Annotated in this window: 16 protein-coding genes; all 16 read right to left on the minus strand. The window is 68.9% G+C overall.

Annotated features, from left to right (window positions below; translation table 11 throughout):
- Positions 1–393, minus strand: coding sequence for a DUF4150 domain-containing protein (locus QTI51_RS23140; RefSeq protein WP_116911580.1), 393 nt, complete (start codon positions 391–393; stop codon positions 1–3).
- A gap of 71 nt (positions 394–464) precedes the next feature.
- The gene (locus QTI51_RS23145; RefSeq protein ID WP_116911581.1) at positions 465–1,163 is read right to left on the minus strand and encodes a DUF3540 domain-containing protein; all 699 of its coding nucleotides are present in this window, start codon (positions 1,161–1,163) and stop codon (positions 465–467) included.
- A 40-nt stretch (positions 1,164–1,203) separates the two neighbouring features.
- The gene (locus QTI51_RS23150; protein ID WP_286516154.1) at positions 1,204–2,262 is read right to left on the minus strand and encodes a pentapeptide repeat-containing protein; all 1,059 of its coding nucleotides are present in this window, start codon (positions 2,260–2,262) and stop codon (positions 1,204–1,206) included.
- Positions 2,259–4,862, minus strand: coding sequence for a DUF2169 family type VI secretion system accessory protein (locus tag QTI51_RS23155; RefSeq protein ID WP_116911582.1), 2,604 nt, complete (start codon positions 4,860–4,862; stop codon positions 2,259–2,261). The genes QTI51_RS23150 and QTI51_RS23155 overlap by 4 nt, the downstream gene beginning before the upstream one ends.
- A gap of 7 nt (positions 4,863–4,869) precedes the next feature.
- Positions 4,870–5,253: a hypothetical protein gene (locus QTI51_RS23160; protein ID WP_132748921.1), complete on the minus strand. Its 384-nt coding sequence runs from the start codon at positions 5,251–5,253 to the stop codon at positions 4,870–4,872.
- A gap of 50 nt (positions 5,254–5,303) precedes the next feature.
- The gene (locus QTI51_RS23165; protein WP_116911584.1) at positions 5,304–7,682 is read right to left on the minus strand and encodes a type VI secretion system Vgr family protein; all 2,379 of its coding nucleotides are present in this window, start codon (positions 7,680–7,682) and stop codon (positions 5,304–5,306) included.
- Between the two features lie 44 nt (positions 7,683–7,726).
- Entirely contained in the window at positions 7,727–10,465 is a 2,739-nt protein-coding gene (gene tssH, locus QTI51_RS23170) for a type VI secretion system ATPase TssH (RefSeq protein ID WP_116911585.1), read from the minus strand.
- A complete protein-coding gene (gene tssG, locus QTI51_RS23175; RefSeq protein ID WP_503011535.1) occupies positions 10,462–11,643 on the minus strand; it encodes a type VI secretion system baseplate subunit TssG in 1,182 nt (393 codons plus the stop codon). The genes tssH and tssG overlap by 4 nt, the downstream gene beginning before the upstream one ends.
- Positions 11,640–13,538, minus strand: coding sequence for a type VI secretion system baseplate subunit TssF (tssF, locus tag QTI51_RS23180; RefSeq protein ID WP_286516153.1), 1,899 nt, complete (start codon positions 13,536–13,538; stop codon positions 11,640–11,642). The genes tssG and tssF overlap by 4 nt, the downstream gene beginning before the upstream one ends.
- A 76-nt stretch (positions 13,539–13,614) precedes the next feature.
- On the minus strand, positions 13,615–14,154 hold the full coding sequence (tssE, locus tag QTI51_RS23185; protein ID WP_207786762.1) for a type VI secretion system baseplate subunit TssE: 540 nt from the start codon (positions 14,152–14,154) through the stop codon (positions 13,615–13,617).
- Positions 14,151–15,035 (minus strand): type VI secretion system accessory protein TagJ, encoded by an 885-nt coding sequence (locus QTI51_RS23190; RefSeq protein WP_116911587.1) that lies wholly within the window; start codon positions 15,033–15,035, stop codon positions 14,151–14,153. Before QTI51_RS23190 ends, tssE begins: the two co-directional genes overlap by 4 nt.
- 149 nt (positions 15,036–15,184) lie before the next feature.
- Positions 15,185–15,667, minus strand: a complete 483-nt coding sequence (locus tag QTI51_RS23195) for an Hcp family type VI secretion system effector (RefSeq protein WP_116911588.1) — start codon at positions 15,665–15,667, stop codon at positions 15,185–15,187.
- 49 nt (positions 15,668–15,716) lie between these two features.
- Complete coding sequence (gene tssC / locus QTI51_RS23200; RefSeq protein ID WP_116911589.1) at positions 15,717–17,225, minus strand: type VI secretion system contractile sheath large subunit; 1,509 nt, start codon at positions 17,223–17,225, stop codon at positions 15,717–15,719.
- A 26-nt stretch (positions 17,226–17,251) separates the two neighbouring features.
- Positions 17,252–17,821 (minus strand): type VI secretion system contractile sheath small subunit, encoded by a 570-nt coding sequence (tssB, locus tag QTI51_RS23205; protein WP_116911590.1) that lies wholly within the window; start codon positions 17,819–17,821, stop codon positions 17,252–17,254.
- An 81-nt stretch (positions 17,822–17,902) separates the two neighbouring features.
- Positions 17,903–18,979, minus strand: a complete 1,077-nt coding sequence (tssA, locus tag QTI51_RS23210; protein WP_116911591.1) for a type VI secretion system protein TssA — start codon at positions 18,977–18,979, stop codon at positions 17,903–17,905.
- A 174-nt stretch (positions 18,980–19,153) separates the two neighbouring features.
- Positions 19,154–20,344 (minus strand): fumarylacetoacetate hydrolase family protein, encoded by a 1,191-nt coding sequence (locus QTI51_RS23215; RefSeq protein ID WP_116911592.1) that lies wholly within the window; start codon positions 20,342–20,344, stop codon positions 19,154–19,156.
- Positions 20,345–20,351 lie beyond the last annotated feature (7 nt).

A 20,351-nucleotide genomic window follows, 5' to 3' on the forward strand; every position in this document is an offset into this window, starting at 1 on the left:
TCAGGCCGCGAGCATCAGCACCTTGAACTGGCTCGGCACGATGCGCATGCCCAGCGCGTTGCACCGGTTCTGCACGCTCAGGCTGGTCATGCGCGTGGCCGGCGTGCCCTTCAGCAGCACGGTGAACGCGCCCGTCACGTGGCGCGACTGGCTCATGAAGGTCTGCGACAGAATGCCGCCGCCCGCGCCCGGTATGTCGCCCAGCGTGATCGGCGTGGTGGTCGCGATGTTGTGCGCCGGCATGCCCATGAACAGGATGTTCCAGGCGTTCGGTATCGCCATCGGGCCGAGGGCGATGTTGGGATAAGGCAGCGGCATCATCGCCGCCGGCGGCGTCTTGCAGAGGTCGGGGAAGGCCAGGTCCATTCCCATCAGCTGGCAGTTGGCGAACATGGTCGAGTCCTTTGCTGTGCGTGTCGCGGAAGTGCAGGGCGGCGGGTTACAGGGCGGCGGCTTGCCGGTGTTCAGCCCATGTGGATCTGCGCCGCATCCACCTTCACCAGCGCCTTGCCGGTCACCACCGTGTGGTGGCCGTGGATGCGCACCGTGTCGGTGGCCTCGCAGTCGAGGTGACCCGCGCGCACCTGCTCGGTCTCGTCCACCAGGCGGAAGGTGCTGCGCGCCATCAGCACCACGCGATCGGCCAGGGTCTCGAACATCTTGCCCAGCAGCCGCATGCGCCCCACGGTGGCATCGACCGCCTGGCCGGTGTAGCGCATGCGCTCGACCTGGCAATCGCCCTGCGCAGCCTTCAACGCCCATTGCGCGCCCTGCATGCGCAGCGTGCCGGCGCTGCGCAGGTGCAGGTCCTGCGCGCTCTCGATGGCCACCGCGCCGTTGCCGGCGGCCAGGGTGAGATGGCCCGGCGCCTCCACGCGGCTGGTCGACGCATCGGCCTGCTCGATGACCGCGATCAGGTACACCCGCGCGCGGTCGGGGCCCGACAGCATCACGGTGTCGCCCACCTCGGGGCGCAGCAGGCAGCTAGCGGCGCGGCGACAGGTCCAGCGCACGCCCGCTTCGTCGTCCACGGCGAACTGGCCGTCGGGCAGGCGCGCGGCCAGCGTGCCCAGAAGGTGCACCGGGGCCGCGGCTGGCCCAGCCGCGGTCTCAGTTGCGGCGATCGGGGTGACCGGCGTGGTGCGCAATGGAATGACGTTCATGGCATTTCTCCTGTCTTCTGATGGTGGCCCGTGCAGCCGCTCAATGCGTGTCGGACCAGGCCTGGGCCTTGTGCAATTCGGGGTCGTTCTCGATGATTCCCTCGCGCCCCGACAGGCGCGCGTTGTCCTGCAGCGCGCGGTGAAAGCGCGTGCGCAGGAAGTGCGCGCCGCGCAGGTCCGCGCCGGTGAGCGCGGCATACGAGAAATCGGCGTCCTGCAACTGCGCACGGCGAAAGTCCGCCCCCTCGCAGCGCGCGCGCTGGAACACGCTCATCGGCAGCTGCGCGTCGCTGAAGTCCACGCCCGCAAGCAGCGCCCCGGCCCAGATCGACTGGTCGAAGCGCGCGCCCTGGCAGTGGGCGCCCTGCAGGTCGGCCTCCGGGAACATCGCCTGGCGCGCATCGGCGCCGGCAAGGTTGGCCTGGTGCAGCGACGCGCCCTTGAAGTTGCTCTGCAACAGCGTGGCCCTCGACAGGTCGGCGCCGTCGAGCCGGCTGTCGGTGAACTGGCACTGCGACAGGTGCTGGCCGGCCAGCTGCTGGCCCGTCATGTCGCACTCGACGAACATCGAGTTCGCGCAGCGCGCGCCGGTGAAGCGCGCGGTTCGCAGGTCGATGCGGTGGAAGGTCACGAAGCTCAGCTGCGCCTGCGAGAAATCGGTGCCGGCCAGCATCGACTCGGCGAAGGTGGCGCGCGCCAGCGCGGGCGTGCACAGCCGCGCGTTCTCCAGGTCGCAGCGAAAGAACTGCGTGGTGTCGAGCTGCGCGTCGGCCAGGCTCAGGCCCGACAGCCGGCTTTCGACGAAGGCCGTGCCGCGCGCGCTCGTGCCGTCGGCCACGGCATCGCGCAGGTCGCAGCGAAAGAAGCGCGCCTCGTCCAACGTGGCCTGCGACAGGTCGCACTGCGCGAACACGCAGTGCGAGAAGGTGCTGTCTTCCAGCTGGGCACCGGCCAGCCGCGCGCCGCTGAAGTCCACGCGCTCCATCACCGCGCCCGACAGGTCCAGCCCGCCCAGGTCCCAGCCGGCGCAGCTCAGCCCGACCAGGGGCGCGCCGTGGCGCACCTTGTCTTGTAACGCCTGCAGGGCCTGCGGCGTCACGCGGCGTCCTCCACGCGGCGCCTGGGCACGGTCTTGGCTTGCTGCACGTAGGCGCCGTCGAGCAGGGTCGAGGTGTCGATGAGCGCTTGCGACACGTCGGCGCGAAACAGGTTGGCGCCGCGCAGGTCGGCGCTCGCCAGCGTCGCTTTCGACAGGTTCGCGTCGATCAGGTTGGCACCGCGCAGCGAGGCGCCGGTGAAATCGGCGCGCACGAACAGGCTTTCGCCGGCGGCCATGCGCTCCAGCCTGGCGGCGCGCAGGTCGCAGGACGAGAAGTCGCAGCCTTCCAGCCGCGCGCCGCCGAAGTCGGCCTGCGACAGCACCGTGCCGCGCAGCCCGCACTGCTTCAGCGAGGCCCCCACGAAGCGCGCATGCGCCAGCGTGCTGGCGCCCGAGAAACTGCATGCGTTGAGCGTGGCGTCTGAAAAATCGACGCCGTGGCTCGCGCCCGTGGAAGAGAAACCGCACTGCGTGAAGCTGGCGCGCGCGAACGACACGCCCTCGAAGCGGCACTCGATCCAGGCCATGTGCGAGAAGCTGGCGTCGTCGAAGGCGATGCCGGCCAGCGTGAGCTTCAGGATGGCGACCTGCAGCCAGCGCGAGCGGCGCAGGTCGCACCGGTCGAGGCTGCTCTCGTGCCAGCGGGTGCGCTCGAACACGGCCTCGTCCAGCAGGCAGGCCTGGAAGCTGGCCTTGTCGCACAGGGTGTCCCTGAAGCTCGCGCCGGTGAACACGCTGGCCTCGCAGCGCGCGCCGCCCAGGTTGGCGCCGTCGAAGTTCGCGCGTGCCAGCGACGTGCGCGCCAGCGTGGCGCGCGCCAGCACGGCGTTGGAGAAGTCGCAGTCGTCGAGCTGCGCGCCGTCGAGGTTCGCGTCCTCGAGCATCGCGCCCGCGAAGTTGGCGCCGCGCAGGTCCATGCCGTGCAGGTCGGCGCCGATGAGGTTCATGCCTGCAAAGCTGCGCTGCCCGGCGGGCGCGGCGCCGAGCCGGCGGCGCAGCTTCGCGCTCCTGAACGTCGAGGCCGGCGCCGCGGGCGCCGACAGGTGCGCCGCATGCAGGTAGCCCTGGCGCGCGCGATCGATCATGCGGGCCTTGTCGTCGGCCGAGAACATCGGGATGGCGCCGTCCGCACTGCCCTCGCCCTGGGTTTCGCGCTCGAACACCTCTGCGCGTTCAATTTCGCGCACCAGCGCGTCGGGGTCGAAGCGCTGGCGGACCGGCTCGCCGGGAATGTCGGCGTTGAAGCCGGCCTGCGCCATGCGCTCGGCGTTCTCGGCCTCCAGCGCCTTGCGCGCATGCACCGAGGCCTCGATCTGCTCGCCCGCGCGCTCGACGTAGCCCACCATGTCGTCCAGCCCCGGCAGCGGCTCGTACGACGGCGGCTGCGGCAGGTAGAGCGCGGGGTCCAGCCCCGCGGCGGTGAATTCGGCGTGGCGCGCCTCGTACGCGCGCTGCTGCCCGGCGCGCATGTTGCGCGCGGTCGGGCGGGCGAGCGGGTCGGCCATTTGCGCAGCCTCCCATTCGCCGAGCACGGCCTTGGGCACGAGGTCGCTGTCGCGCAACACGTGCACGGCCATGGCCGGGTCGAGCCGCCGTGCCAGCACCGCCTGGTAGTGCGACAGCGGCCGCGGCGCATCGGGCAGCTCCAGCGCGGGCATCACGTGGTGCACGTCGGCCGCGTCGTCCTGCGCGATCGCAAAGCCGCCGTGCCACACCAGCACCGCGCGCTCCAGGTGCGGAAAGAACCACGCGGTGGTGAGCCGCAGCGGCGCCTCCCGCAGGTCGGAGCCGTCGGGGTGGAAGCTGGCGAAGCAGCGCGCCTTCCACTCGGGCAGGCGGCCCTGCAGCACCGCATGGCGCGGGTGCATGTTGCGAAAGGCGTAGGGCGCGCCCGGCGGCAACTCGTGCAGGTCGGGCCAGCGCTGGTCGGCGGGCGCGGCGTTGAAGAACTGCCAGTCCATGTCGCGCGCGAAGCCGGGGGCGTCGTGCTCCAGCCACTCCTTGCCGAAATCGGTGCCCACCAGCGCCATGCGCTGCGGCCAGTCGGGCAGCAGGCCCGCGAAGCCCGCGGGGCGCACCGCGTCGTTCGGCGAGCGCACCTGCGCGCCCGGCCACTCCACGTTCGGCAGGCGCTGCGCCTGCACGCCGTTCACCAGCTCCACGACGCTGCCGATGCCCAGCGGGTTCTCGGCCACGGCTGGGCCGCCGTAGGCATGGCGCCAGTCGACGCGCATCTGCTCAAAGGGCTGCGCAGCGGTGGCGCGGCCGTCGAGCCAGTAGCGGTCGCCGAACACGGCCAGCGATTTCTGCAGGCCGGCCACCTGCATCTCCACCGCGCCCATGGTCTTGTCCTGCTGGTGCGCGGTGTAGCAAAAGCCGCTGGCCAGCACCTCGGGCACGCGCTTTGGCACGCCCAGGTCGAGCGCGCTGCCGGGGTCCAGCTCTTCGCTCACGGTCTGCCACAGCTCCTGCTCGGGCATGAGGCGCGGGTCGGCGCCCAGGGACACCATGGCCAGCACCGACACGCCCAACGTGTCGCGCTGCTGCCAGCGGTAGGGCCTCGTCAGCAGGCTCAGGCGAAACGGCTTGACGGTCTTCACGCGGCGGCTACTTCAGCGGCTGGTCGATGGCGATCTGGCGCGTGGCCAGGTCGACCTTGACGCGCACCAGCCGCCCTTCGGAAAACTCCGCGAGCTTGACGGGCGAGATCGGCACCACCGTCTCGGCGATGAACGAGGGCACGGGGCCGGCCGCCTCCACCCGCAGCGTGAGCCGCGTGAGCACGTAGACCAGGTCCACGCGCATCTCGGTGTCGGCCGTGGCCAGCACGGTGGCCACCGCGGGCACGCCCTCGGCCAGCACCTGCGCGGGCGCCGCGCGCTCGACGATCTGCCCGGTCGTGAATCCCTGCAGCTTGCGCACGCCGATGGCGCCCAGAACGATCAACACCAGGCACGCCAGCGGTATCAGGACCCACAAGTAATCTGCCATCTGCTCGAATCTCCTCTTGCCTTGTTTCGAAGTGCGGTGCGCCACTGCATTCAAAGGAACAGCATCAGGAACTGGATGTAGGTCTTCAACCCACCCGTCTTGATGCTCAGGCCCTTGTTGGCCACCTGCGCGCCGGTCTGCGTGCTGGTGAAGGCGCCGTACGCGTAACCCACGCCGAAAAGCTCGCCCTTCAGCCCGTTGGACGCCAGGTTGATGACGTTGTTGGCGTTCGCCAGTCCGGCGGTGGTGGTGGCCACGCCGTTGAAGGCGACGTTGGCGCCCGTGGCGGTGAGCCGGTAGGGCGCCAGGTCCCACTTGGAGGCGCGGTTGATGTGCTTCACGTGCTCGCCCTCCGCGATCACGTTGCCGGCCGCGGTGATCTTGATGTCGCCCGAGGTCGAGGTGATGGACACCGACTCCGCGGTGCCGGTGTACGCGCCCGTCACGTTCGAGGTGTGCGTGCCGCCGATGGTCTCCTGGAGCGACGAGGTGATCTCGTCGGTGCCGGTGCCGGTCACCTTGCGCTCCCAGCTGGCGTTGTAGAGCTCGCTGCGCAAGGCATCGACCGCCTCGAGTTTGGAAGGGCCCTTCACCGTCTCGGTCATGCCGCCGGTCACGTCCACCTTCAGGCCCACGTCGAACACCTCGTGGCGCAGGCCGGCCTTCACCGTCACGTCGGAGGTGCCGGTTTCCACCGTTTCCACCGCGCCCTTGTGGGTGGTGATGTGGATGCCGTCCTTGAAGTAGTGGTCGGTGAGCCCGCCCGACACCTCCAGCGTGGAGCCGGTCTGGTACATCGCATGGTCCAGCCCGGCCTTCACTGTGGTGGTGCGGGCCTTGTCGATGGTGAGCGTCTCGTTGCCGCCGATGGTGGTGGTGCGGTTCACGGCGATGGTGTCGCGCTCGTCGGCCTCCACGTCGATCTCGAAGTCCTTCTCGGCGTGGATGCGCACCAGCTCCTCGCCGGGCGCGTCGTCCAGGATGAACTCGTTGGCGTTGGCCGGCGTGCCGTCCTGCGTGCGGCTGACGAAGCCGCTCACCGTCACCTGCGCGGGCAGGTCGCGCGGCGGCATGTGGCTGGAGTTGTACACGCGCCCGATGATGATCGGCCGGTCGGGGTGTCCGCCGATGAAGTCGACCACCACCTCCTCGCCCTTGCGCGGATGGTTCACGGCGCCGTAGTTCGAGCCGGCCCAGGCGCTGGAAACACGCACCCAGCAGGAGCTGTTCTCGTCCTTGCGGCCGTAGCGGTCCCAGCGGAACTGCACCTTCACGCGGCCGTACCTGTCGATCCAGTATTCCTGCCCGGCCTTGCCCACCACGGTGGCGGTCTGCGGGCCGTTGGTGCGCGTCATGGGCGTCACGCGCGCGGGGCGAAACGCGTAGGAGGTCGGCTGCACCACGAAGTCGAAGCTGTACGAGCCCTCGGCCACGCCGCTCGCATAGCCGCCTTCGCGCAGCGCATAGGCCACCGACACCACCAGGTACTCGCGGTTGTCGTCCTGCCGCGGGCAGTTCTGCATGGTGAAGCGATGGCCCGGCGCCATGCCGCGCACGTTGCTGTGGCCCAGGTCGCGCTCGGCCTGCGACTGCGCCTCTTCGAGCCGGATGCGCGAGTAGTGCTCGCCCTGCTCCACCTCGCTGAAGCCGCCGAGCCATTCGTACATCTCGTAGGTGTCGTGCTCGCTGCCGCGCGGCTGGCTGCGCATGCTCAGCAGGTCGCCCTCTGCGTTCTTGAAGTCGTAGTCGTCCACCACGTAGGAGCCGGGGCGTATCTCCTCGCTCACCTGCCACTGGTCGATGGCCTCCTGCCAGGGGTCGAGGTCGCGGTCGGTGGCAAGGTAGCTGATGGTGGCGTAGCCGGGCAGCTCGTCGTGCGCCGACATGTCGTCGGCCAGCACCAGCGTGTGCTGGCCCTTGTCGTGGCGGAAGTAGTAGTAGATGCCCTCGTGCTCCATGAGCCGGCTCACGAACGCGAAGTCGGTCTCCTGGTACTGCACGCAGTACTCCCACTGGCGGTAGCTGCCGCAGAGCTTCTTCTCGAACACGAAGGGGTAGTCGCCGAACACCTGCTCCAGTATTTCGACGACCGACTTGTTCTGGAAGATCTTGCAGTCGCTGGTGCGCGTGAGGTACCACAGCCAGGGCCGCACGGTGGCGCGGTACACCACGTAGCGCGAGGTGCTGTCTTCTTTTCCGATGAGCGTGAAGCGCACGATCTGCCCGTCGAGAAAGCGCGGCGCGCCGGCCGTCTGCACCTCGAGCGTGAGCGACTTGCCCAGCACCGACTTCATGTCGATCGACACGTTCGGGCTCAGCAGGTCGACCTCGAACTCGAACAGCTGCGAGAGCCCTTCGGTGCCGTTCATCGAACGGAACAGCAGCTGCTCTTCTCCCAGCGGGGTATAGGCCTTGACGACGCGGTCCATGGTTTGCTCCCTGTATTTTTTTCGATGGCGCGTGCTGAAACCGTTCAGTGCGGCGCTTCGGAAAATTCGTAGTGGAAGTCGTCGCCGGCCGCGCCCAGTTGCACGGCGGCGAGCTTGCGCGCACTGACCGTGGCGCCGATGACTTCCTCGCTCAGTCGCGGAAGGATGGTGTGCGTGAGGATCGCATCGATCATCCGTCCACCCGACTCTATGGCCGTGCAGCGCCGCGCGACCAGTTCCACCGCGCTGTCGTTGTAAGCCAATGCAATGCCGTGGTTGGCCTGCAGGCGCACCGCCACGCGGTCCAGCTGCAGCCGGATGATGCGGTGCAACGCCTCGGCATGCAGCGGGTAGTACGGCACCACCACCAGCCGGCCCAGCAGCGCGGGCGCGAACACCTTCAGCAGCGGCTCGCGCAGCGCGGCGGCCAGCGGCTCGGGGTCCGGGCGCAGGCTCGGGTCTTCGCACAGCTGCATGACCAGGTCGGTGCCGACGTTGGAGGTCATGATGATCACGGTGTTGCGAAAGTCGATGTGGCGGCCTTCGCCGTCTTCCATCCAGCCCTTGTCGAACACCTGGAAAAAGATCTCGTGCACGTCGGTGTGGGCCTTCTCGATCTCGTCGAGCAGCACCACGCTGTAGGGCCGGCGACGCACGGCCTCGGTGAGCACGCCACCCTCGCCATAGCCCACGTAGCCGGGCGGCGCGCCCTTCAAGGTGGAGACGGTGTGCGACTCCTGGAACTCGCTCATGTTGATGGTGACCAGGTTCTGCTCGCCGCCGTACAGCGCCTCCGACAGGGCCAGCGCGGTCTCGGTCTTGCCCACGCCCGAGGGGCCGCACAGCAGGAACACGCCGACGGGCTTGTTGGGGTTGTCCAGCCGCGCGCGCGCGGTGCGGATGCGCCGCGAAATGGTCTCCAGCGCGTCGGGCTGCGCGACCACGCGCGCCGACAGGATCTCGCCGAGCTTGAGCACCGACTGCGCGTCGTCGCGCACCATGCGGCCGATGGGAATGCCGGTCCAGTCGGCCACCACGGTGGCGATGGCCTGCGCGTCGACGGCCGCGAGGATGAGCGGCGACTCGCCCTGCAGCTGTACCAGCTTGTCCTGTGCATCGTTGAGTTCGGCGCGGATGTCGTCAGGCGTGCGTTTGGGGTCGAGTCGGGGTTCTGGTTCGGTTTGCGCTTCGTTCTGCGGCGCATCGTCTTCCTGCGATGCGCCCGCCTCGGCCTGCACCGGCACCGCCGCCGGCGACAGCTGCTTGCGCAGCGCCACGATGCGTTCGACCAGCGCGCTTTCTTGCACGCGCCGTGTCTCCAGCAGGTCGAGCTCGGCCTGCGCCGCGGCCACCTGGGCCGCGATGTCCGCCACGCGCTGGTGCGCGCCCACGCCAATGGCCGCCTCGCGCCCCGCGATGCCCGACTCGATGCCCAGCACCTCGATGCGGCGCTGCAGGTCTTCGATGGCCGCGGGCAGCGCATGCTGGCTCAGCGCCACGCGGGCGCAGGCGGTGTCGAGCAGGCTCACGGCCTTGTCGGGCAACTGGCGTGCGGGAATGTAGCGGTGCGACAGGCTCACGGCCGCTTCCAGCGCGGCATCGAGGATGAGCACGCCGTGGTGCTTTTCCAGCTCGGCCGAAATGCCGCGCAGCATGACCACCGCCTTGGGCTCGGTGGGCTCGTGCACCTGGATGGTCTGGAAGCGCCGGGTGAGCGCCGGGTCTTTCTCGATGTATTTCTTGTACTCCGACCACGTGGTCGCGCCGATGGTGCGCAGCCGACCGCGCGCCAGCGCCGGCTTCAGCAGGTTGGCCGCATCGCCCGTGCCGGCCGTGCCGCCCGCGCCCACCAGCGTGTGCACCTCGTCGACGAACAGCACGATGGGCTTGGGGCTCTTCTCCACCTCGTCGATCACCTGGCGCAGGCGCTGCTCGAACTCGCCCTTCACGCCCGCGCCGGCCTGCAGCAGCGTGGGGTCGAGCACCCACAGCGACACGTCCTTCAGCGACGGCGGCACGTCGCCCGAGGCCAGCCGCGAGGCCAGCCCCTCGACCACCGCCGTCTTGCCCACGCCGGCCTCGCCGGTGAGCAGCGGGTTGTTCTGCCGCCTGCGCATGAGGATGTCGATGATCTGGCGGATCTCGTCGTCGCGGCCGTACACCGGGTCGAGTTCGCCCGCGCGCGCCTTGGCCGTGAGGTCGCTCGCGTACTTGGCCAGCGCGGAGCCGCCGGCCGCGGGCGCGCCGCCCTGGTGGGCCGGCTCGGGGGCGCTGCCGGCCTCGCCCTGCACGGCGTCGAAGTCGTCTTCGGGCGAGCCCTCGGTCCACGCCGCGAGCTGCGCCACCAGCACGTCGGGCACCAGCTTGTCGAACTCGCGCGAGATGCCCGAGAGCACCTGGCGCAGGCCCGGCGTCTTCACGATGCCGGCGAGCAGGTAGGCGCCGCGGATGGACGTGGCCTCGAAGCGCAGGCTGGCATAGACCCAGGCGCGCTCCACCGCGTTGTCGACGTGCTCGGAGATGTCGCTGATCGACGTGGCGCCGTGCGGCAGCCGGTCGAGCGCGCGCACCAGGTCCTGCTCGACCGCGTCCAGGTTCAGGCCCGCGCGCCGGACGATGCGGCGCAGGTCGCTGTCCTGCAGCTGCAGGATCTGGTGCAGCCAGTGCACCAGCTCCACGTAGGCATTGCCGCGCAGCTTGGCGAAGGCGGTGGCGGTCTCCAATGCCTTGTAGAGCATCGGGTTGAGCTTGGAAAAGAGCGAGACGCGGCGAATGTCGGTCATAAGGAATGAACAGGCCCGCCCGCGGATGCGGCCGGTGCGTTGCGGGAAAACAATGCTTCAGGCTGGAACACCATGTCGCCGGCGTCGGTGTCGGCCAGGCGCGTGCCGAGCCAGCTGCCCCAGCCCAGGCGCTGGCTGCCGCCGAGCCGGGAGCCCTGCGCGTCCTCTTTCTTCAGGACCAGGCGCAGCTCCCACGCGAACTCGATGCCCACGTACTGGCGCACCCAGTCGACCACCTGCTGCAGGCGCTTGCTGCCGGGCAGGAACTCGCGGAACTCGTGCTGCGACAGCGGCCCCAGCTCCAGGCGGAACTTGCTTTGCGCGTCGCGCACCGCGAGCCCGATCGTGGCGCCGCCGCCGAGCTGGTGGTTGCGCCCGAACAGGCCCAGGCGGCTCAGCTCGCGCTCCTCGAGCATCACCCAGTCGCTCACGAACTCCTCCACGCGCACGGGCACGTCGAAGTAGAGCTTGAGGATCTGGATGAGCCCTTCGGGGTTGCGCGTCTGGCGCACCAGGTGCCCCGCCATGAAGGTGCGCGCATGGTCGGCGATGCGGTCGCGTTCCTGCAGGCCGGGCTGCCCCATGTTCATGAGGCTGGCCACGTAGTCGACGAAGCGGTGGCCGTCGGGGCGGTCCAGGCTGTTGACCGACTGCGCGTCGGCCCAGGCCCGGTAGAACAGCAGGATGAGCCGGTGGTGGAACAGGTCGGCAAAGGCGCTCAGCGTGTCGTCGCCGTGGTGGCGCTTGCGCTCGCGCGCGTACTCGGTGAGGTGCAGCGGCAGCGGGCCGTTGGGGCCGAACAGGCCGAAGCCGTAGATGGAGATGCGCGGCGGGCCGTCGCCGTCCACGTCGACACCCGACACGTTCGACGGCGCGAAGGCCATCGACGGTTCCTGGCCCAGCCGCAGCGGCTCGTCGACCGGGCGCGGCGCGCGGCCCAGCAGCGGGTGGCCGCCCTGCGCGTCGAGGCGGCGCAGCAGCATGAACAGGTCGTGCTCGAAGGGCTGCTCGACCAAGCGCGCCCACAGTTCGGGGTCCAGCTCGGGCATGCCGCGAGGAACGGGGGTGGCCTGCAAGGCGTGTGCGATGCCGTACGCGTCCGCGCCCAACGCCACGGCGTCGGCCGCCTTGGTCGCCTCGGTGGCTTCGCTGGTTTCCTGGATGCCGGTCTCGTTCATACGGCGGGGCGGCGTCCCACACGCGGCGTCCAGCGCGCGATTTCGCCGCGCTGCAGGCTGGACAGCGCGAACTCGGTGAACGAATTGAGCGACACGTGGCGGCTGAAGAACTGCTCCAGCACGGCGCCGAACAGGTACGGGCTCGCGCCCGAGAAGGCGACCTCGTCGATCTTCAGCGCAATCTCCACGCCGCGGCCGAACACGATGGGGCCCGGGTTGGGCAGGCGGCGGAACACGGGCGCGAGCGCCATCGAGCGCACGCCCGAAATCTGCCGGCGCACCGCCGGGTCGGCCAGGTTGCCGTACAGGTCGAGCATCTCGCGCAAGGCCGAGGCGCCCTGCGCCGCGTCGACATCGGTCAGGCTCAGGTAGTTCAGGCCCAGGTGGCTGATGAGGCGCCAGGTGAGCGCGCCTTCGGCCAGCGCCGGGTACGGCCGCGACGGCCCGCGCAGGATGCGGATGGCGCGCACCGGCGCCGACACGCGCAGCGTGAAGTCCGACTCCAGCCCCGTGGGCAGCAGCAGCGGCAGGTCGCGGTTGGTGCACAGCGCGTCCAGCGTGATGTGGCGCAGGCTGTGCGGAAACGGCGCGTCATGCTGGTCGACCAGCGACACGTACACCTCGCTGCCGGTGTAGCTGGTGCGCGTGCCCTGCGCGCGCGCGCGGTCGGACACCAGGCGCGGCTCGCGGCGCAGCGAGAAGTAGGCGCCGAAGTCGCCGTCGTCCGCCGCGAAGGAGCCGAGAAAGGGCCTGAACTCCCGCTCTTCCGAGCCGTTGGCCATGTGGCCGGTGACGCGCTCCACGGTGAAGATCTCGAAGTCGCGCGGGCGCGTGCGGTCGATGACGGCGTGGTGCTCGTGCTGGCCCGGCCCCACCGGAATGCGGTCGCTGCGGCGCGGCACCAGGTTGATGATGGGCGTGCAGAACAGCGAGAAGTGCTTGGCGTCGACCAGCCGCTCGAGGTCGGCGTCGGCGCGGTCGAGCAGGATCACGATCTCCATCGTGTTGCCCGGCATGGCCTGCACCGCCGCGCGCAACTTGTTCACGCTGAAGAACAGGTAGCGGTCGGGAAACGCGAAGTACTCGTGCAGCAGCCGGTAGCCCTGGAAGGAGCGCGCGTCGTAGGGCAGCAGCGCCTGTTCGGGGTCGAAGCCTTCGTGCTTGATGGCGTCGTCGCCCAGCGGCACGATGCGCGATACAGCGCCTGCGCCGCCTGCACCGCCTGCGCCACCCGGCCCGCTGCGGCACACCACGCCGATGCCGTGGTGCGTCGCAAGCTCCAGCACGCGCAGCGCATGCAGCTCGGCGCCCGAGAGAAAGAACTCCAGCCGGTCCAGCGGCATGTCGGCGAAGCGCGCGCCGCCCACGGCCTCGAGCTTGATGGTGATGGCGCTCTTCGCCTGGCGCGCGACCATCGGCATCGCATGCGCGATCTCGGCCGGCACCGGGCCGATGGCGGCCTCCGCGATGCGAATGGGCCACAGCGTGACGGCGTGGCCCGTGCGGAACTCGCAGGCCGTCTGCTCGCCCTTGATCATTCGCCCGCGCAGGATGGTGTGGCGCGGCAGCTCGTAGCCGGCCTTCAGCGAGCCTTCGTTGAGGTTGCCGTCGATCTGCACCACCGCCATGGCCGGCAGCGGCGCGAGGAAGTTGGGGTACACCACCTCGAGCAGGCGCTGCGAGAAGCGCGGAAACTCCGCGTCCATCTTGAGCTGGATGCGCGCGGTGAGAAAGCTGAAGCCCTCGAGCAGCCGCTCGACGTAGGGGTCGCTCACCTCGATGCCGCGCATGCCCAGGCGGCCCGCGATCTTGGGGTAGCGCTGCGCGAACTCGGCCCCGAGCTCGTGCATGTAGGTGAGCTCGCGGTTGTAGTAGTCGAGGAGCTTGGCGTCCATCAGTGCGGCCGCGCTCCGTGTTGTTCCTTCTCCCGCTTGCGAGAGAAGGAGTCATGCGGGGACGGCACCACGCTCATCAGAGCCCCCCTGTCGGCCGCAGCACCATGTGCCCGCTTTCCAGGTCCAGTTCCGAACGCAGGATGAACTCGATCGGGTACGGCACCGACCACAGCGTGCCGCGGATCTCCAGCGCGAGCAGGTTGTGGTGCTCCAGGTCGTTGGCGTCGGTCACGCAGCGCACGTCGATGCTGTCCTTCATGATGCGCGGCTCGAAGTCGATGATGGCGGCGCGAATGGCCGCCTCCACGTCGGCGAAGTCGACCTCCGACATGCGCCCGCCGGCCCAGCCGCGCACGCCGTAGTTCACCACCGAGCGGCGCGCGCGCGGCATGGCGTTGATGTCGTGCCCGGCGCCGAAGTTGGTGGTGTTCAGCAGCCACTGCAGGTCGCGCAGCACCGAGTCGCGCAGCAGCTTGCCGCTCATCAGGAAGGCGCCCGCGCGCTCCTGGCGGGTCTGCGGCGTGGTGTCGGTCAGGCGGTCGAGCAGCACCGGTTGCAGGCGGTCGCGCGCCACGCTTTCCTGCAGCTCGCCGTCGGCGTCCAGCATGGCGCTCATGGGGTGGCGCCCTCGCGGTCGATATCACGGTTGAACTCGATCAGCCGCACGTCAAGCAGCGAATGGTCGCCGGCCTCGCTGATCAGCGTGCGCTGGCCCACGCCCGCATACTGCTCGTCGCCGGGCAGCGGCAGCCAGTCGGTGCGGCGGCCCAGCATGGTGCCGTCGTCGAGGCCGTCGAGCGCGCCGGGGTAGCGCACGGGCACCAGCCCGTTGAGCGCGGGGCCGTCGTGCCGCTCGATCTCGGCGGGCGCCCACAGCAGGTCGACCAGGTGCTGCGGGCGCGAGAACTTGATGCGTCGCACCTCGGTCAACGGCAGCCAGGCGTAGCCCGAGGGCGTGAGCAGCTCCAGCACGGGGCCGATGCGCACGTCGCCGTCGCACAGCCACGAGAACCCGGTGCGCGCCACGGGTTCGCCGTCGAGTGCCTTTGCCGAGTGTGCAGCGCGTGAGTCGCTGCGGTCCACGCCGGTCAGCGTGCCCTGCAACCCGGGTGCGGCCTGCCGCGCGCTGTCGCGCAGGGCGGCGGCTTCGTCGGCACGCTCGGGCGGCAGCGCCGCGGCGGCGATCAGCTGCTCGACCCACTCGGCGTTGCCGCCCAGCACGGCCGGCGCGCGCGTGCCGTTCCAGAATTCGGTGCGATGGCGTTCGGCCGCGAGCGCCATCGAGCAGGTCACGCTCGCGGGGGTGAAGGTCGGGTCCAGCCGGGTGGCCTGCCTGAGCTGGTCTTCGGCGCGTTGCCACTCGCCGCGCAGCGCGAGAAAGTGGCACAACGCAAGGCGCAGGCTGGCGTCCTGGGGTTTGGCGCGGATCTGCCGCTGCACCCATTCGGTGTGCTCGGCCACGGAACGTTCGCCCAGCACTGCAAACCCATCTCCCATGAAGCAACCTCGCTGACTGACTGGCACATGGCGCCGCTGCGGGCCACTGTGCGAAGGACGACCGTGCAGTGGCTGCACGCCGTCGGGGAAACCGGCGCGACCGGCCGGGAAGACCGGTCGCGCACGCGAGCCAGGAAACAAAAAGCCGATCAGGCCTCCTTGTTTTCCTTCAGGTTCCAGCCCAGTACCGTCTCGGCGCCCTTGCCGCCCTTGTCGGTCTGTTCCCAGTACTGCTGCTTCACCTTGGCGGCCTGGAAGGCGTACTGCACGAACACGGCGTCGGAGCCTTGCTCGGCGGTGTACTGCACCGAGGTGACCAGCACCTCTTCGAGCGTGACGCGCGTGTACTCGATCTGCGCGCCGCCGGCCTTGCACACCGACACCTCGACCTTGGCCAGGTGCTTGCCGCTGGCGCAGTTCTTCAGCACCGCGGGCGCGGCCTTGTCGATGCGCGCGAGCACCTGCAGGTCGTTGAAGCTGGCCTTGCCCACGCCGCCGCCACCGCCGCTGACCATGTTTCCAGGCTGCGTCGCTCCCCATGCAAACGACTTGATATCCGTCCAGTCCTTGTGGTTCGAGTCCTTGGATTCGCCGTTCGCGCCCTCGACGCGCATGAACATGTCTACTGCCATAAGTTAACCCCCAGAGTTGTGTGCGCCCGTGCCCGGGTCGCCGTTTGAACTAGCTGCTGTCCTTCTTGTTGGACGGCAGCTTCGAAACCAGCCGCAACGACACGGTCAGCCCTTCGAGCTGGTAGTGCGGCCGGAGAAAAAACTTCGCGGCGTAGTAGCCCGGGTTGTCCTCGATGGCCTCGACCTGCACCTCGGCCGCGGCGAGCGGCTTCATGGCCTTGGTGTCCTGCGACGAGGTGCCGGGGCTGCCGTCGACGTAGTTCATGATCCAGTCGTTCAGCCAGCGCTCCATGTCCTCGCGCTCGCGGAACGAGCCGATCTTGTCGCGCACGATGCACTTCAGGTAGTGCGCGAAACGGCAGCAGGCAAACAGGTACGGCAGGCGCGCGGCCAGGTTAGCGTTGGCGGTGGCGTCGGCGTCGTAGTACTCCGCCGGCAGCTGCAGCGACTGCGCGCCGATGAAGGCCGCGAAGTCGGAGTTCTTGCGGTGCACCAGCGGCATGAAGCCGTTCTTGGCCAGCTCGGCCTCGCGCCGGTCGCTGATGGCGATCTCGGTGGGGCACTTCATGTCCACGCCGCCGTCGTCGGTGGGGAAGGTGTGGGTGGGCAGGTTTTCCACCGCGCCGCCCGACTCCACGCCGCGGATGGACGTGCACCAGCCGTACTGCTTGAACGAGCGGTTGATGTTCACGCCCATGGCGTAGGCCGAGTTGGCCCAGGTGTAGCGGTTGTGCGCGGCCGAGTCGGTTTCTTCCTCGAACTCGAACTCGTCCACGGGGTTGGTGCGCGCACCGTAGGGCAGGCGCGCCAGGAAGCGCGGCATCGCCAGGCCGATGTAGCGCGCGTCTTCCGAGTCGCGCAGCGAGCGCCAGGCGGTGTGCTCGGTGTTCTGGAAGATCTTGGTCAGGTCGCGCGGGTTCGACAGCTCCTGCCACGACTCCATCTGCATCACCGTGGGCGACGCGCCCGCGATGAAAGGGCAGTGCGCGGCCGCGGCGATCTTGGCCATCTCGCCGAGCATCTCGACGTCGGGCGGGCTGTGGTCGAAGTGGAAGTCGCCGATCAGCGCGCCGAAGGGCTCGCCGCCGAACTGACCGTACTCGGCCTCGTAGACCTTCTTGAACAGCGGGCTCTGGTCCCAGCCGATGCCCTTGTGGCGCTTGAGCGAGCGCGCCACTTCGCGCTTGGACGCGCACATCACGCGGATCTTGAGCTGCTCGTCGGTCTCGGTGTTGTTCACCAGGTAGTGCAGCCCGCGCCATGCGCCTTCGAGCTGCTGGAAGTCTTCGTGGTGCAGGATCTGGTTGATCTGCTCGGAGAGCTTGCGGTCGATCTCCGTGATGATGGCCTGCACCGAGCGGTAGGCGTCGTTGGAAATGGTGACGGTGTTTTCCAGCGCCTGCACGGCCAGCGTCTTGACGGCGTTTTCCACCGCCTCGCGGGCCTGGTCGGTCTTGGGCTTGAACTCGCGCTGCAGCAGGTCGGAGAACTCGTTGGGCGCAAGCGCCTCGGTGGTGGCCTGCGCCTGCGCGGCGGTCTTCTGGGATGCGGTGCTCATGGTGGCTGTGTCCTTGCTGCTCGCGCTTACTCGGGAGAGGTACCGGGGGTGCCCGACTTCTCGTTCGCGGCTTCCACCGCCTTGGCCACCGCCGGATTCGGCGCGGAGGCCAGCGACTTCAGCAGCGCCGGGTTCTGCAGCGCCTGCGCGATGAGTTGTTCGGCGCCATTCTTGCCGTCCATGTACGACAGCAGGTTCGACAGCTCGGTGCGCGCCTCGAGCAGCTGCTGCAGCGCGTCCACCTGGCGTGCGATGCGCGCGGGCGAGAAGTCGTCCATGCTGTCGAAGGTGATGTCGACGTTCATCTGCCCGTCGCCCGTGAGCGTGTTGGGCACCTGGAAGGCCACGCGCGGCTTGATGGACTTCATGCGGTCGTCGAAGTTGTCGATGTCCACCGGCATGAACTCGCGCTCCGCCAGGTCGGGCATCGGGTCCACCTGCTTGCCCGCGAGGTCGGCGATGACGCCCATCACGAAGGGCAGCTGGATCTTGCGTTCGCTGCCGTAGATCTCCACGTCGTACTCGATCTGCACGCGCGGCGCACGGTTGCGCGCAATGAACTTCTGACCACTGTTCCTGACACGGTTGTCTGCCATAAAGCTTCCTCTTGAATCTGAAATGCACAGGGGGTTCGCGCCCCGCTCCCCGGCGCGCTGGTGGGTACCAATGCGCCGCGGCTATTCCGCACTGCCGGCGCCGCCGCTCAGCGGGCGCCCTGCAAGGCTTTCGATCTTTTGCAATCCCTCGGGCACGAGCTCTTCGATGATCTGGAAGAAGTTCAGCTCCAGAAGCCGTTGCGCTCGGCGTATCAACATGGGCGCGGGATGACTGGGCTCCGCGCGCTCCAGGTACAGGCAAGCTTTTTCCAACAACACTTGCACATCATCACGATTGGATATTTCAATATCTTTAATTCGTGGCGCGCGTAGGCCGATGCCGCCATTTGCATGGCTCGCGGCGGCGTTCGCAGCAGGTGCAGTCGAAAGTTCAATGCCTTGGGGATCGGCTCCAGAGTGGCCTTCCATGACTTTCGTCATGTCGGCGCTGGCCTGCTCGGGCAGCAGTTGCACCACCGTGCGCAGCGAGCGTTCGAGGCGCGAGAAGTCGGGCGCCCAGCTCTGGCCGAGCGCGCGTTCGCAGGTCTCGCGAATGCGCTGCAGCAGGTCGAGCGCGGCACGCAGGGCCACCACGGGCGCGGCCGACCTGTCGTGCTCGCGCCGTGCTGCGTCGCGCAGGCGGCCGATGCCGCCGGGGTAGTCGATCTGGTGGTCGGTCTTGCTCGAATCGAGCAGCGCCTCCACCTGGCGCAAGCTCATCGACGTGCCTGCGTCGTCGAGCAGCTTGGCGTCGCGCACGCTGCGGCCCAGGCCTTCGGCCTCGGCCAGCGCGGCCAGTGCGTTCATGCGCGGCAGCGGGTCTTCGAAGCCGTCTTCGACCACGCGCGGATGCACGTCGTTCCAGAACGTGCGCAACACCGTGTCCACCAGCTGAAGGCCCTCCACATAGCCTGGCAAGCCACGGCTTTCGGTCCATGCGAGGGTGAGGGGAACCAGCACGCGCAGGTCGCGCGTGCGGCTGCAGAGTTGCTTGGCAAGGCGCTCCACGCGCGCCCAGTCGGGGGGTTCGGCGGGAATGATGGTCGAGCCGAACTGTTGCTCGCGCTTGCCCGTCGTGGCCTGGTGCAGGGCAAGAAAATCAGGGTCGTATTCGAGGTCTTCGCCGCACGGGCGCGCGCCTTCCACAGCCGACTGCATCAGTTCGATATCGCTTTGCGACAACCTCTTCTCCCTTAGTTAACCATTCGTCAACAACAGTTATCTTGAGGGGAACGCGCAAGGCGGTCAACAGCAACGGATGCAACGCACGAGCCATGAATCACAAAGGAGTACAACTCCTTGTGATCGCTCGACGGAACGTCTACGGAACGTTTACAGCAGCCCGCGTCCACCCAAGTTGCGCATCAGCGCGCCCACCCCGAAAGTCCAACGCGGCGCCTGGTCCGCATGCACCACGCGGTTGACCAGCGCGCCGAGCTCGGGTGCGGCGATGCGCACGCGGTCTCCCACGACATGGGTGAATCCTTGCCCAGGACCGTGACGGTCTTGTGTCGGTGCGAACATCGTTCCCAGAAACAACATGAAGCCGTCGGGGTACGCGTGGTGCTTGCCGATGGTCTGCGCGACGAGGTCGAGCGGGTCGCGGCTGATCTTCGACAGCGAGCTGGAGCCCTCGAGCGTGAAGCCCTCGGGGCCCGTCACCTCCAGTGCCACGGTGATGCGGCGCACGTCGTCGATGCCGAAGTGCGCATCGAACAAGCGAATGAACGGGCCGATGGCGCACGAGGCGTTGTTGTCTTTCGCCTTGCCCAGCAGCAGCGCGCTGCGGCCTTCGAAGTCGCGCAGGTTGACGTCGTTGCCCAGCGCGGCACCCCGTGTTTCTCCGCGGCTGTTGACGGCCAGCACCACCTCGGGCTCGGGGTTGTTCCACACCGAGCCTTCGTGGATGCCCACGTCGGCGCCCGTGCCCACGGCCGCGAGCACCGGGGCCTTGGTGAAGATCTCGGCGTCGGGGCCGATGCCCACCTCGAGGTACTGCGACCACACGCCCTGCGCGATCAGCACCTCCTTCACCTTCATGGCCTCGGGCGAGCCGGGCACGATGTCCGCGAGGTTGTCGCCCAGCACGCCGCCGATGGCCGCGCGCGTGGCCTCGGCCCTCGACGCGTCGCCGCGGGCCTGTTCCTCGATGACCCGCTCCAGCAGGCTCGCGACGAAGGTCACGCCGCTGGCCTTGATGGCCTGCAGGTCGCAGGGCGCGAGCAGCCAGGGCTTGTTCGTGTCGTGCGTGCCGCCTTCGCCCTGGTCGCTGTTGGCGATGGCTTCGTCGAGCGAGGCGATGCGCGGCGCGTCCTTCAATGCGCGGCGAACGGCTTGTGCAGGCGCTTCGTCGGCTTCGAGCAGGTCGCTCATGGTGGGCGCGAGCTTCGACAGGTCGTGCAGGCCGCCTTCGTGCACGGCCACCAGCACGGGGCCCACGCCGGGTTGCCACAGGCGCCCGACGAGGGTGGCGCGCTCGGCGTCGCGGGGCAGGCTGGAGGAAGTCGAGAGGTTCAATGGCATGGGTTTG

The organism is Variovorax sp. J22G73, from assembly GCF_030317035.1.
In the GTDB taxonomy this organism is placed as follows: domain Bacteria; phylum Pseudomonadota; class Gammaproteobacteria; order Burkholderiales; family Burkholderiaceae_C; genus Variovorax.

Excerpts from the sequence above, each read along its gene's own strand:
- tssE (WP_207786762.1), bottom strand. The coding sequence starts at position 14,154 with ATGAGCGCCATGCTGGACGCCGACGGCGAGCTGCAGGAAAGCGTGGCG.
- tssF (WP_286516153.1), bottom strand. The coding sequence starts at position 13,538 with ATGGACGCCAAGCTCCTCGACTACTACAACCGCGAGCTCACCTACATG.
- QTI51_RS23215 (WP_116911592.1), bottom strand. The coding sequence starts at position 20,344 with ATGCCATTGAACCTCTCGACTTCCTCCAGCCTGCCCCGCGACGCCGAG.
- tssG (WP_503011535.1), bottom strand. The coding sequence starts at position 11,643 with ATGAACGAGACCGGCATCCAGGAAACCAGCGAAGCCACCGAGGCGACC.
- QTI51_RS23160 (WP_132748921.1), bottom strand. The coding sequence starts at position 5,253 with ATGGCAGATTACTTGTGGGTCCTGATACCGCTGGCGTGCCTGGTGTTG.
- QTI51_RS23190 (WP_116911587.1), bottom strand. The coding sequence starts at position 15,035 with ATGGGAGATGGGTTTGCAGTGCTGGGCGAACGTTCCGTGGCCGAGCAC.
- tssB (WP_116911590.1), bottom strand. The coding sequence starts at position 17,821 with ATGGCAGACAACCGTGTCAGGAACAGTGGTCAGAAGTTCATTGCGCGC.
- QTI51_RS23140 (WP_116911580.1), bottom strand. The coding sequence starts at position 393 with ATGTTCGCCAACTGCCAGCTGATGGGAATGGACCTGGCCTTCCCCGAC.
- tssH (WP_116911585.1), bottom strand. The coding sequence starts at position 10,465 with ATGACCGACATTCGCCGCGTCTCGCTCTTTTCCAAGCTCAACCCGATG.
- QTI51_RS23195 (WP_116911588.1), bottom strand. The coding sequence starts at position 15,667 with ATGGCAGTAGACATGTTCATGCGCGTCGAGGGCGCGAACGGCGAATCC.
- QTI51_RS23165 (WP_116911584.1), bottom strand. The coding sequence starts at position 7,682 with ATGGACCGCGTCGTCAAGGCCTATACCCCGCTGGGAGAAGAGCAGCTG.
- QTI51_RS23145 (WP_116911581.1), bottom strand. The coding sequence starts at position 1,163 with ATGAACGTCATTCCATTGCGCACCACGCCGGTCACCCCGATCGCCGCA.
- tssC (WP_116911589.1), bottom strand. The coding sequence starts at position 17,225 with ATGAGCACCGCATCCCAGAAGACCGCCGCGCAGGCGCAGGCCACCACC.
- tssA (WP_116911591.1), bottom strand. The coding sequence starts at position 18,979 with ATGCAGTCGGCTGTGGAAGGCGCGCGCCCGTGCGGCGAAGACCTCGAA.